We start from the raw sequence: 12,142 nt of genomic DNA on the forward strand, positions 1-12,142 counted from the left end.
CGTGTCAGGCCCCCTCGGCGGTGAGGACGTGCGCTTCGGCCGCGTCGGCCTCGGCGGCGAGGCGGTCGAGTTCGGCGGCGACGTCCGCGACGGTGGGCCGGGTGAGCAGCTTCCCGAGCGTAATGCGCAGTCCGGTGCTCTGGCGCAGGTCGGCGACGACGCGTGCGGCGGCGAGCGAGTGGCCGCCCAGCTCGAAGAAGTCCGCGTCCGGTCCCGGGACCTCGCGTTCGAGGATCTCCGCCCAGACGGCCATCACCTCGCACTCGCGTGCCGTGGCGGCGGCCGCCGGCTCCGCCTCCCCCGCGGGTGCCGCGAGCAGGCGGGCGAGCGCGTCGCGGTCGGCCTTGCCGGTGCTGAGGGTGGGGATGCGGTCGACGACGCGGACGGTGGCGGGGACGGCGGCCTGCGGCAGGAGCTTGCCGCAGTGTTCGGCGACCGCGGCCGTCAGGCTCTCGGGCGCGCCGGTACCGGGTGCGGCGACGACCGCCAGTCCCAGCGACTGGCCGGAGACGAGGGTGCAGCAGGCGGCGGCGACGACCGCGGGGAGTTCGGCGGCGATCCGCTCCACCTCGCCCAGTTCGATGCGGTGGCCGCGGATCTTCACCTGGTCGTCGCGGCGGCCGCGGTACTCCAGTTCGCCGCCGGGGCGGCGGACCACCAGGTCGCCGGTGCGGTACATCCGGGCGCCGCCGCCCTGGAAGGGGTCGGGCAGGAACCGGGCCGCGGTCAGACCCGGCCGGTTCCGGTAGCCGCGGGCCACGGCGGGGCCGCCGAGGTAAAGCTCCCCCTCCGTGCCGGCGGCGACCGGGACGAGGTCGTCGTCCAGGACGTACGCCCGGTAACCGGGCAGCGGTCGTCCGATGGTGGTCACGTCGTCACCCCGCTCACTGTCGGCCCAGGTCGCCGCGATGGTGGTCTCCGTCGGTCCGTACACGTTCAGCAACCGCCGTCCCCGGGCGAAGCGTTCGGCGAGCGCCGCCGGGCACGCCTCGCCCGCGACGACGACGACCTCCGCCTCGTCAAGCCCGCCGCCGTGGGCGGCCAGCAGGGAGGGGGTCAGCGACGCGGTGCGCAGCCCGGCGGGCAGCGGTTCGCGGCCGTCGGCCTCGGCGCGGCGCAGCCCGTCCAGGGACAGATCCACCAGGGACACGCCCTGGCCGTGCACGAGGTAGAGCAGCGTGCACCAGAGCCAGCCGTCGAAGGCGGGCGAGACGGCGTTGAGGCCGAGGCCGCCGGGCGGCAGGCCCAGGGTCGCGAGGGCGTCGACGAAGGTGTCCAGGCCGCGGTAGGTGACCTCGACTCCCTTGGGCCGGCCCGTGGTTCCCGAGGTGTAGATGATGTACGCGCAGGTGTCGGGCGCGGGGCGTGCCACGTCCAGCGGTACGGGCTCCGTGCCGTGCAGTTGTGCCGGGTCGATGGTGCGGACACCGGCGACGTCGAGTCCTTCGGGGGTGTCCGAGGCGACCAGGACGGAGACCTCGGCGTCGCGCAGGACGGTCCCGAGCCGTTCGACCGGGTGCCCGGCGTCGAGCGGTACGGCCGTGGCGCCGAGGCTCCACACGGCGAGGAGTGCGGGCACACTCTCCCGGGAGCGGCCGAGGAGCAGCCCGACGGCGGTCCCGGGTCCTACGCCGGCGGAGGCGAGCGCGGACGCGGTGGCGGCGGTACGGGCGGTGAGCGCCGCATAGGTGAGGGTGCCGTCCTCGGCGCCGACGGCGCGTTCGCCGGGCCGCTCGCGGGTCCAGCGCTCCAGGGCGGCGAACAGCGGGGGCAGCGTGTCTGCGGGCTGCCGGCCGGCGTGCTGGGCGGTCATCCGTCGTTCCTCTCCGGGGTCTGGGCGGTCGCCGGCGCGGTGGCGCGCAGGCGGGGGCCGACGAGCCGGCCCTCGGGCCCCTGGGGCAGCTGCATCGACTTCGTCTCCAGGAACGCCTCAACTCCGGCGGTGCCGCACTCCCGGCCGATCCCGGACTGCTTGAAGCCGCCGAAGGGCGCGGCGGGGTTGAAGGCGCCGCCGTTGACGTCGACGAGGCCGGTGCGGAACCGCCGGGCGACACGCTCGGCGCGGGCGTCGTCGCCGGACCAGACCGCGCCGTGCAGTCCGTAGCGGGTGCCGTTGACGATCCGTACGGCCTGGTCCTCGTCGTCGTACGGGATGACGCACAGCACCGGCCCGAAGATCTCCTCCTGGCCGAGGGTGGACATCGGGTCGACGTCGGCGAAGATCGTGGGCCGGACGTAGAAGCCGGTGTCCAGGCCCTCGGGACGGCCGGGTCCGCCGCGCACCAGGCGGGCGCCCTCCGAGATGCCGCGCCGGATGTAGTCGTTCACCCGGGTGTGCGCGGCGGCGGTCACGAGCGGGCCGAGGTCGGTCGCGGGGTCGCGCGGGTCGCCGGTGACGTAGCCGTCCATGGCCGCTCCGGCGAGCTCCACGGCCTCGTCCTGGCGGTCGCGGGGCACCAGCAGCCGGCTCCATTGCAGGCATGTCTGGCCGGTGTTGAAGAGCACCTGGTCGACGGTGGCGCCGACGGCCGCGCCGAGGTCGGCGTCGTCCAGGACGAGACTGGCGTTCTTGCCGCCGAGCTCCAGGTGGATGCGCTTGATGCCGTCGGCGCCGAGGGCCGACACCTGGCGGCCGGCGCGGGTGGACCCGGTGAGCGACACGACGTCGACGAGCGGGTGGGTGACGAGGGCGGTGCCGAGGGTGTCGCCGGTGCCGACGGTCATGTTGACGACGCCGGTCGGCAGGTCGGCCTCGGCGAACACCTCGGCGAGGAGGCGGGCGTGCAGCGGCGTCAGCTCACTGGGCTTGTGGACGACGGTGCAGCCGGCCGCGAGCGCGGGCAGCAACTTCTGCACGGTGAGGAGCAGCGGGGTGTTCCAGGGGGTGATGCAGGCGGCGACGCCGGCGGCCTCCCGTACCACCAGGGAGTGGCCCACGCGCTCCTCGAACGCGTAGGAGGCGGCGGTCTCCACGCAGTGCGCCGCCATGCCGACGGACAGCCCCACGTGGGTATGCAGCGACACCCGGGAGGGCGCGCCCACCTCGGCGGTGATGACGTCGGCGAACCGCTCGGCGTTGCGCTCCAGTCCGTCGACGACGCGGCGCAGCATGGCGGCCCGCTCGCGTACGGGTGTGGCGGACCAGGCGGGGAAGGCCGCGGCGGCGGCGCGCACGGCGAGGTCGGCGTCCCGGGCGGTGCCCGCGGGCACGGTGGCCAGCGGCGCCTCGGTGCTCGGATCGGTGACGACCAGCCGGCTGTCGGCGTCGGACGGCGTCCAGCGGCCGCCGATCCACTGGTCGTCGTGGCGGGTCGGCAGGAGGTCCGCGGACGGTTCGCCCGTCGGCGCGGCGGAGCCCTGCGGCACGGTCAGCACGGTCACGGTGGGTTCCTCACTGAGTCGCTCGGTCACTGATTTCGCACGCCGGGTACGGCCCGGGCCAGCCCCGGCCCCCCGAGCCACGCACCGGCCGGGGTGCCGGCATCGGACCGGCCCACGGCCGGTGCGCCGGCGGGCCGGGATGCGGGCCGGACGACGGGGCCGGTGGTGGCCCCCGGCGCAGGCCGGGACGCCTCCCGACCGCCGTCAACCCGGCCCACGGTCCGGACGCCGGCCGGTGCGACGGACTGGGCGGCAGCCCACGACGCGGGGCGGACGCCGGGCCCGGGGCCCACCCCCGCGGCAGGCCGCGAGGCGGGCCGGAGCGGGGACAGAGTCGTGGGCCACGGGGCGGGCATGTTTCGCGGGGCGCGCGTATCCGCGCGGGCCCGGCGGGCCGGGCGGGGGCGCAGGCCCGCGACGCGCGGCCCGGCGGGAGCCACCAGCGCGGCGAGCAGCCGCTCGGTCTCCGGCGAGGGGACGACGTCGAGGTCGTCCCGCAGCCGCCGCGCACACAGCTCGTACCAGTTGCGCACGCACGCGAGTTCGCCGCGCCGCCCGTGCGCCGCCATCAGCGCCCGGTAGGTCTCCTCGTGGTGCCGGTCGATGCCGAGCGTGCGCCGGCAGATCTCGATGAGGTCCGGGAAGTCGTCGCGCTCGACGGCGTCCGCCCGCAGCACGTCCAGGGCCCGGAGCGCCAACGACCGCAGGTACTCGCGCTGTTCGACGACCCAGTCCGCGTCCTCCCCGCGCAGGAACTCCCCCGCGTACAGCGCCACCGCCGACCGCAGCCGCTCCCGGGCAGCACCGCGGTCACCGGCGCCGGCCGCCCGCAGACCGCCGTGCACCAGCTCCTGGAAGCGGTCCACGTCGGACCAGAGTTCGGCGATGTCGAGGACGTAGCCGAAGTCACGGTAGTGCAGCCGGATTCCCGACTCGTCGCTGCTGTCGGGGTGCGCGTCGAGGACCCGGCGCAGCGCGTGCGCGGCGACCTTCAGCGAACTGCCGCCCGCCGACCGGTCGCTACCGGGCCAGAGCACCTCGTACAGCCGGTCGCGGGTGAGTGTCTGGCCGCGGTGGATCACGAGGTACTGGAAGAGTCCGCGGGCCTTGCCGGCCCGCCAGCGCCGCACCGGCGCGCCGTTGACGGTCAGTTCGAAGTCGCCCAGGAAGCGGATGCGTACCGCCTGCCGCGCAATTCCGGTCACCGCGGTGGTCATCGCTTCCTCCCGGGGTACGTCGTCTCTCCGTTCTGCCTGCGGCCGAGTGTGTTCCGGGGCTCTACGAACGCCCTATACCGGCCGGATCCGGCCTCTGTAGCTCCGTCATAGGGCGGCGGACCACGATGAGGCTCGACGGTCCCGGGACCGACGTCGCAGGACGCGTCCGGACCCCGGCCGTCGGATGCGGCCGGCCCCGCCCGGCCCCGTAGCGGCATCCGCCTCTCCTTCAGCTCCTCGGCTTCCGGCCGCGAATCCCGACTCCGAAATGAGGGCTGCTCCATGACCAGCACCGACACCCGACTGAAGAAGGTCGTCATCCTGGGCGGCGGCACGGCCGGCTGGATGACCGCCGCGTATCTCGGCAAGGCTCTCCAGGGCACGGTCGACATCACGGTCCTGGAAGCGCCGGCGATCCCGCGGATCGGGGTCGGCGAGGCGACCGTGCCCAACCTGCAGCGCGCGTTCTTCGACTACCTCGGCATCGCCGAGGACGAGTGGATGCGGGAGTGCAACGCCAGCTTCAAGATGGCGGTGCGGTTCGTGAACTGGCGCACCGAGGGCCAGGGCGAGGCCACGGCCCGGGAGCTGCCCGACGGCTCGCCCGACCACTTCTACCACCCGTTCGGGCTGCTGCCCGACTACGACCAGACGCCGCTGTCCCACTACTGGTTCAAGCGCAAGTACGAGGGCCGCACCACGGAGCCGTTCGACTACGCCTGCTTCCGCGAGCCCCCGGTGATGGACGCGATGAAGTCGCCCCGCTGGCTGGACGGCCGGTCCGCCACCCGCTACGCCTGGCACTTCGACGCCCAGCTCGTCGCGGACTTCCTGCGCCGCTTCGCCATCGAGAAGCAGGGCGTCAACCACGTCCAGGACGAGATGACGGAGGTGCGCCAGGACAGCCGCGGCTACGTCACGGAGCTGCACACCAAGGGCGGCCGGGTCCTGGACGCCGACCTCTTCGTGGACTGCTCCGGCTTCCGCGGGCTGCTGATCAACCAGGCGATGGCGGAGCCGTTCATCGACATGAGCGACCACCTGCTGTGCGACAGCGCGGTCGCCACCGCCGTGCCCCACGACGACGAGGAGGGCGGCGTGGAGCCGTACACCTCCGCGATCGCGATGTCGTCCGGCTGGGCGTGGAAGATCCCGATGCTGGGCCGCTTCGGCACCGGGTACGTCTACTCCAGCAAGTTCACCGAACAGGACGAGGCCACGGCCGAGTTCGCCGCGATGTGGGGGCTGGACCCGGAGAAGACGAAGTTCAACCACATCCGCTTCCGCGTCGGCCGCAACCGCCGGGCGTGGGTGAAGAACGTGGTCAGCATCGGCCTGTCGTCCTGCTTCCTGGAGCCGCTGGAGTCGACCGGGATCTACTTCATCACGGCGGCGATCTACCAGCTGGCCAAGCACTTCCCGGACAAGACCTTCAACCAGGGTCTGATCGACAGCTTCAACACCGAGATCGAGGTGATGTTCGACGACACCCGCGACTTCATCCAGGCGCACTTCTTCTACGCGCCGCGCAACGACACGCCGTTCTGGCGGGCCAACAAGGAACTGACGCTCCCCGACAACATCCAGAAGAAGATCTCCGCCTACCGGGCCGGGCTGCCCATCAACTCGCCGATTACGGACGAGTCGACGTACTACGGCAACTTCGAGGCCGAGTTCCGCAACTTCTGGACGAACGGCAGCTACTACTGCATCTTCGCCGGCATGGGCCTGGAGCCGGACGCCCCGCTGCCGGCGCTGGCACACAAGCCGGAGTCCGTGGCGGGTGCGGAGCCGCTGTTCGAGACGGTCAAGCGCCAGCAGCGGAACCTGCTGGAGACCCTGCCCAGCGCCTACGAGTACCTGAAGCGACTGCACGCGTAGGACGCGGCCGGGACCGGACCCCGCGTCGCCTCCCCCGGCCCGGTCCCACACCTCCGCATCCCGGCGCAGATCCGGTGCCGCCCCCGGGCCCCGGCCCTGCCGCCGTGCCCACGGCCCGGTACCCGGCGCGACCCGCCGGGTGCCGGGCCGCACTGCTCGTCACCCACAGGGAGTCAGACATGCCCAACTCCGCGCCGCACCGGGACGTACCGGCAGGCGACGACAACGAGGGGATGCCCGGGGCCGAAGGCTCCGCCGTCCTCCGGCAGACCGACCTCCGCCCCTTCATGGCCGCCTTCCCCTCGGGGGTCTCGGTGGTCACCACACTCGACGCCGACGACCGGCCACGCGGCCTGACCTGCAGCTCGCTGGCGAGCGTCGCGCTCGCCCCGCCCACCCTGGTGGTCTGCATACGAACCGCGAGCCCGACCCTCGAAGCCCTGGTCGACCAGCGGCAGTTCGCGCTCAACCTGCTGCACGAGCGGGCCCGCGCGACCTCGGACCTGTTCGCCTCCGGCGCGCCCGACCGCTTCGAGCGCACGGAATGGCGGCTGCCGCTGGGCGCGAGCGGCCCCCACCTGACCGCGGCCGCCCACGCCATCGCCGACTGCACGGTCGTGAAGACGATGGCGTTCGGCGACCATACGGCCGTCTTCGCGGAGGCGGGCCGGGTGACGGTCCGCCCCGGCGCGCAGCCGCTGCTGTACGGGCTGCGCCGCTACGCGGGTTGGTCCGACGCCGCCTCGGTGCCGCAGCCGGCGGCGGTCACGCCCGCGCCGCCCGTACCTCCCGTGCTGCCGTCCGAAGGAGCCGCCGGTGCCCGCCGCTGACCCCTTGCCCGCACTGCTCGTCGCCGTTCCCGTGGTGATACTCGCCTGCCAGGCGGGGGCGGTCCTCCTCAGACGTCTCGGCCAGCCGCCCGTGATCGGCGAGATCGCGATGGGCATCCTGCTCGGCCCGTCGCTGGTCGGCTGGCTGTGGCCCGAGGCGCAGCACTGGCTGCTCCCGGAGTCGGTCCTGCCGTACACCTCGGTCCTGGGGCAGCTCGGCCTGCTGGCCTTCATGTTCCTGGTCGGCCTCGAACTGGATCTGGGCACGCTGCGCGGCCACTCCCGGGTCGCGGTGGCCGTCAGCAGCGCGGGCATGCTGCTGCCGCTGGGGCTCGGCGCGCTGCTGGCGGTCGGCATGTACGGTCAACTGGCTCCCGACGGAGTGGGGTTGACGCCGTTCGCGTTGTTCGTGGCGGTCGCCATGAGTGTGACGGCCTTCCCGGTGCTGGCCCGGATCCTGGTGGACCGCGGCCTGTACGGAACGCCGGTCGGCGCGCTCGCGATGGCCTGCGCGGCGGCCGACGACGTGGCCGCGTGGTCCCTGCTGGCTCTGGTGGTGGCGCTGGCCTCGGCAGGGTCCCCGCTCGACGCGGTGACGACGGCCGGCCTCGCGGTGGCCTTCGCCGCCGCCATGGTCGTGGTGGTCCGCCCGCTGCTCGCACGGTGGGCGGCAGCACGGGCGGACCGGACGAACGACGGGGTGGTCCTGGTCCTGTTGTTCAGCGGGCTGAGCCTGTCGGCGCTCGTGACGGACCTCGTCGGGGTGCACACGCTGTTCGGTGCCTTCCTGTTCGGCGTGGTCACCCCGCGCGGGCATCGCAGCATCGAGGCGTCGGCGGCTCGGCTGCGCGCCGTGGCGGTCCCGGTGCTGCTGCCGCTGTTCTTCGTGCACACCGGGCTGCGCACCGAGATCGGCGCGCTGGCCGCCGATCCGGTGCAGTGGCTGTGGGCGGGGTCGGTGCTCGCGGTCGCGGTGCTCGGCAAGTGGGGCGGTGCGGCGGGTGCGGCCCGGGCCTGCGGCCGCTCCTGGCGGGAGGCCCTGTCGGTGGGCGCCCTGATGAACTGCCGGGGCCTGACGGAGCTGGTGGTACTGAACATCGGCCTGGAACTCGGCGTCATCGGACCGGAATTGTTCACGATGCTGGTCCTGATGGCGCTGATCACGACGGCGGTCACATCGCCGGCCGTGAGCCGCTTGGAGCCGCGGAAGCTGCCGCTTCCGCCACCCCCAACGGCTCCGGTCGCCGCACCGGCACCGGCGGCGGTGTCCGGCACGTGAGGCCGCCCCCGAAGCCGTCCGCCCCGGCGAGCACGTACTCGCCGGGGCGGACGGCGCGACCGACGACGCCGCATGGACAGTGCCGGCACGGCTCAGCGACGGCGCTGCCATGCGTTGCGTCACCGCCGCCCAGCCCGAACGCACCGCCAGGCTGCCCGGACAGGTGGGGGTCAGCCGGTGGCAGCATGTGCGGCCCGTACGATTGCGGCATGGCCGACACGCAGATCTTCACGGACAGGCGCCCCGCGGGGCGCCTGCTCGTGCTGCTGGTGTTGGCTGTGCTCACCGGCGTGCTGGGCATGCACGCCCTGCCTCCCGGTGGAGCGCCTGCGGCGCACGCCGATGCCGGGCACACCATGGCGATGGCCCACACCGTCGGGCACCACGCGACCGAACCCTGCTCGCACACCGCGGGCGGCTCCGATCACTTGGATCATGCGGACGGCACATGTGCGGCCGCTGGTGTCGGCTCCCCCTACGCGCCCCCGGCGCTGCCCGCGGCTCTCATGGACTCCCCCGCCGGTTACGGCCTGATGGGGACGGCACCGGTGCCGGCCGCGAGCGGGCGAGCCCCGCCCGACCTGTCCGAGCTGCAACTCCTGCGGATATAGAGCGGCCCCACGGCACCCCTGCCCCACGTCTTCGGTGAGCGGTGCCGCGCCCGCGCCCTCATTTCCACCAGCTTGCGCGCGCCCCGGTGCGGGGCGGCGTGAAGGAGTTGCACCACGATGAACAGCAAGCATTCCCTCGTCCGCCGTACCGCCGCTGTGGCCGCCGCCGGTGCGGCCGCGCTCGTCCTGGCCGCCTGTGGCGGAGGCGGCGACAGCTCGGCCGGGCACGACGGCCACAACACGAAGTCCCCCTCCGCCTCCGCGTCGGCCTCGCAGGGGCAGGGCAACGCGGCCGACGTCACCTTCGCCAAGGGGATGATTCCCCACCACCGCCAGGCGATCGAGATGGCCGACCTCGCCCCGTCGCGGGCGGAGTCGGCCGAGGTGAAGAAGCTCGCCGCGGACATCAAGAAGGCCCAGGACCCGGAGATCCGGACACTGTCCGGCTGGCTGACGTCCTGGGGCGAGGAAGTGCCCGCCGAGGGCGCCATGGACCACTCCATGCACGGCGGGGGCGGGATGATGACCGCCGAGGAGATGCAGCAGCTCAAGGACTCCTCGGGCAAGGCGTTCGACACCGCCTTCATGGAGATGATGATCAAGCATCACGAAGGCGCGGTCGCGATGGCCAGGACCGAGCAGGCCGACGGCGCCTACGCGCCGGCCAAGGAGATGGCCGGGCAGATCATCACTTCGCAGAGTGCGGAGATCGAGCAGATGAACAAGCTGCTCGGCAAGAACTGACCCAGCCCAGCCGGAAGGGGACGGGCGCCCGAGTGCGCCCGCCCCGCCCCTGGCGTACCCAGCCGCCGCCGGCCAGGAGGCCGGCAGCGGCTGGACCGTCCAGTCGTCCCAGAAGACACAACACCCTCCCTGGCGGAATACCCCCACGGGGTATACAGTTGTCGGTGTGGAGCTCGGCAGCGGGACACTGGACGGGAATGGGGATGAAGGTCATGGACCACAGCACTCACCGCACATCCGCCACGCATGACCACGCCGCTCACCAGGCCGACCGCACTCAGGCCGGCCACGCCACCCACCACGGCGGCGGCCATGAGCACAGGCATGGAGGGGCGTCGTGGTCGACCGCGGTCAAGGCGACCCTGCACTGCCTGACCGGCTGCGCCATCGGCGAGATCCTCGGCATGGTCATCGGCACGGCCCTGCTGTGGGGCAACGTGCCCACCATGATCCTTGCGATCACCCTGGCGTTCATCTTCGGCTACTCGTTCACGCTGTTCGCGGTCCGCCGGGCCGGCCTGGGCTTCAAGAGCGCGATCAAGGTCGCCCTCGCCGCGGACACCGTGTCGATCGCGGTCATGGAGTTCGTCGACAACGCGATCATCGCTCTCACGCCGGGCGCGATGGACGCGCACCTGTCCGACGGGCTGTTCTGGTCGGCCCTGCTGGGCGGCTTCGTCGTCGCCTTCCTGATCACCACGCCGGTCAACAAGTGGATGATCGGCCGCGGCAAGGGCCACGCCGTCGTCCACGCCTACCACTGACCACAGCCCGCTCGACGCCACGCCGGGCCGCACCTTTACGGTGCGGCCGGGCGCGTTCGCTGCCAGGGGCGTTAGCTTGAGATGTACCCGGGGCTCCCAGGCGGCCGTCCCGGTTCCGCCGGCCCCGCGGAGAAGGAGGCACGATGTCCAGCACCGTCAAGGACATGCTCGCCACCTACCCGGCCGACCTCGGCGACATCGACCAGGCCAAGCTCACCCGCTGCATCGAAGAGTGCATCGCCTGTGCGCAGGCGTGTACGGCGTGTGCGGACGCCTGTCTTTCCGAGGGCATGGTGGGGGACCTGGCCAAGTGCATCCGTACCGACATGGACTGCGCCGACATCTGCACCGCCACGGCCGCGGTCCTCTCGCGGCACACCGGCTACGACGCGAACATCACCCGCGCGATCCTTCAGGCGTGCGCCATGGCCTGCAAGGCGTGCGGCGATGAATGCGAAAGGCACGCGGACATGGAGCACTGCCGCGTCTGCGCCGAGGCCTGTCGCTCCTGCGAGCAGGCGTGCAACGAGCTTTTGGGCGCACTCGGCTGACGCTCGCCCCGTCCTCCGTCCCCGCCGGAAGCCGAAGCCCCGGACGGCGGGTCGGAAAGCCACGGACCCACTCGTCCGGGGAACACACGCCCCACAGGAGGGCCACGGACCGCGTGCCGCTATGCTCCGCGGCATGGTTGTGGCCCGGGCGACCCGTAGCGCGCCGCGGTCCCGCTCTCGTGCAGCGGGGCCGTGGCGCACGTGGGTGCTGGCCGCGCTTCTCCTCACCCTGATGTACACCCACGGTGTCAGCGCGGAGAGCGCCGTAGGTCACGCGCACCTCGGGGCGCCGACCAACGTGGTAGCCCTGAACGCCCAGGCCCCAGGTTCCGCCGGGCACAGCCACGAGGCGCCCGACCCGCACTCCGGCCAGTGGCCAACCGACCACCAGGACGCCCCGGAGCCCGATCACGCGGCTCACCAGTGTGTGTCCGGCCAGCCCCAGCAGGGCGCTGCGATGCCGGGCCCGTGCGAGACCCAGGCCATTCATGGGCCTCCGTACGCGTATGCAACCAGTGCCGTTCGACGCGCCACGGCCCTCTTGGGCTCTGCTCCCGTGCCGGACTCAGCGGTCCTGCGGATCTAGGCCTTCCCGCCGGCCAACCGGTCGACGTACCTGTCGGACAACACCACTGAGCCGTCTCCGCCAGTGCACCAGCGGTGGCTCGCCCATGCCTTGCGCTTCGCCTTGGCTGCCACGCGCCGGGGTGCTGCGCCGCATGGCCGGCTCACGTTGCGCAGTGCCCGGCGAGTCGCGCCCTCGGCCCGCCCTGCCCGCCTGTCTCGTTGAGAGCCCCAGGTCCCACTGAACTTCCCCCGAAAGGTCCGCTTTGTCCTCCTCGCCCACTCTCGCCACACCGCCCCCGCTCCCGACTCCGTCGCAG

10 protein-coding genes are annotated in these 12,142 nt (G+C 73.0%); 7 read left to right on the top strand and 3 right to left on the bottom strand.

The genetic code is table 11. From position 1 onward, the window contains the following. Positions 1–4: 4 nt before the first annotated feature. The 3 genes from ACLB9X_RS10475 to ACLB9X_RS10485 form a co-directional block, all read right to left on the bottom strand. Positions 5–1,813 (bottom strand): non-ribosomal peptide synthetase, encoded by a 1,809-nt coding sequence (locus ACLB9X_RS10475; protein WP_410359985.1) that lies wholly within the window; start codon positions 1,811–1,813, stop codon positions 5–7. After that, positions 1,810–3,318 carry an aldehyde dehydrogenase family protein gene (locus ACLB9X_RS10480; protein ID WP_410360096.1) on the bottom strand — a complete coding sequence of 503 codons (1,509 nt, stop codon included), beginning with the start codon at positions 3,316–3,318 and terminating at the stop codon, positions 1,810–1,812. Before ACLB9X_RS10480 ends, ACLB9X_RS10475 begins: the two co-directional genes overlap by 4 nt. 89 nt (positions 3,319–3,407) lie before the next feature. Beyond that, complete coding sequence (locus ACLB9X_RS10485) at positions 3,408–4,598, bottom strand: BTAD domain-containing putative transcriptional regulator (protein ID WP_410359986.1); 1,191 nt, start codon at positions 4,596–4,598, stop codon at positions 3,408–3,410. A gap of 282 nt (positions 4,599–4,880) precedes the next feature. Here ACLB9X_RS10485 and ACLB9X_RS10490 point away from each other — a divergent pair, with 282 nt between their 5' ends. The 7 genes from ACLB9X_RS10490 (at position 4,881) to ACLB9X_RS10520 (ending at position 11,258) form a co-directional block, all read left to right on the top strand. Then, on the top strand, positions 4,881–6,479 hold the full coding sequence (locus ACLB9X_RS10490; protein WP_410359987.1) for a tryptophan halogenase family protein: 1,599 nt from the start codon (positions 4,881–4,883) through the stop codon (positions 6,477–6,479). A 179-nt stretch (positions 6,480–6,658) separates the two neighbouring features. Further along, positions 6,659–7,309, top strand: a complete 651-nt coding sequence (locus ACLB9X_RS10495) for a flavin reductase family protein (protein WP_410359988.1) — start codon at positions 6,659–6,661, stop codon at positions 7,307–7,309. Then, entirely contained in the window at positions 7,296–8,588 is a 1,293-nt protein-coding gene (locus tag ACLB9X_RS10500) for a cation:proton antiporter (RefSeq protein WP_410359989.1), read from the top strand. The genes ACLB9X_RS10495 and ACLB9X_RS10500 overlap by 14 nt, the downstream gene beginning before the upstream one ends. 209 nt (positions 8,589–8,797) lie before the next feature. After that, positions 8,798–9,199, top strand: a complete 402-nt coding sequence (locus ACLB9X_RS10505) for a DUF6153 family protein (RefSeq protein ID WP_410359990.1) — start codon at positions 8,798–8,800, stop codon at positions 9,197–9,199. 117 nt (positions 9,200–9,316) lie between these two features. Further along, complete coding sequence (locus ACLB9X_RS10510; RefSeq protein WP_410359991.1) at positions 9,317–9,943, top strand: DUF305 domain-containing protein; 627 nt, start codon at positions 9,317–9,319, stop codon at positions 9,941–9,943. A gap of 212 nt (positions 9,944–10,155) precedes the next feature. Then, entirely contained in the window at positions 10,156–10,707 is a 552-nt protein-coding gene (locus ACLB9X_RS10515) for a DUF4396 domain-containing protein (protein ID WP_410359992.1), read from the top strand. A 143-nt stretch (positions 10,708–10,850) separates the two neighbouring features. After that, positions 10,851–11,258 (top strand): four-helix bundle copper-binding protein, encoded by a 408-nt coding sequence (locus ACLB9X_RS10520; RefSeq protein ID WP_410359993.1) that lies wholly within the window; start codon positions 10,851–10,853, stop codon positions 11,256–11,258. Positions 11,259–12,142 lie beyond the last annotated feature (884 nt).

The organism is Streptomyces sp. 5K101 (assembly GCF_046506645.1).
Classification (GTDB): Bacteria; Actinomycetota; Actinomycetes; order Streptomycetales; family Streptomycetaceae; genus Streptomyces.

Bases quoted from the DNA above. Each gene is read 5' to 3' on its own strand.
- ACLB9X_RS10475 (WP_410359985.1), bottom strand. From the start codon at position 1,813: ATGACCGCCCAGCACGCCGGCCGGCAGCCCGCAGACACGCTGCCCCCG.
- ACLB9X_RS10485 (WP_410359986.1), bottom strand. From the start codon at position 4,598: ATGACCACCGCGGTGACCGGAATTGCGCGGCAGGCGGTACGCATCCGC.
- ACLB9X_RS10490 (WP_410359987.1), top strand. From the start codon at position 4,881: ATGACCAGCACCGACACCCGACTGAAGAAGGTCGTCATCCTGGGCGGC.
- ACLB9X_RS10495 (WP_410359988.1), top strand. From the start codon at position 6,659: ATGCCCAACTCCGCGCCGCACCGGGACGTACCGGCAGGCGACGACAAC.
- ACLB9X_RS10505 (WP_410359990.1), top strand. From the start codon at position 8,798: ATGGCCGACACGCAGATCTTCACGGACAGGCGCCCCGCGGGGCGCCTG.
- ACLB9X_RS10510 (WP_410359991.1), top strand. From the start codon at position 9,317: ATGAACAGCAAGCATTCCCTCGTCCGCCGTACCGCCGCTGTGGCCGCC.
- ACLB9X_RS10515 (WP_410359992.1), top strand. From the start codon at position 10,156: ATGGACCACAGCACTCACCGCACATCCGCCACGCATGACCACGCCGCT.
- ACLB9X_RS10520 (WP_410359993.1), top strand. From the start codon at position 10,851: ATGTCCAGCACCGTCAAGGACATGCTCGCCACCTACCCGGCCGACCTC.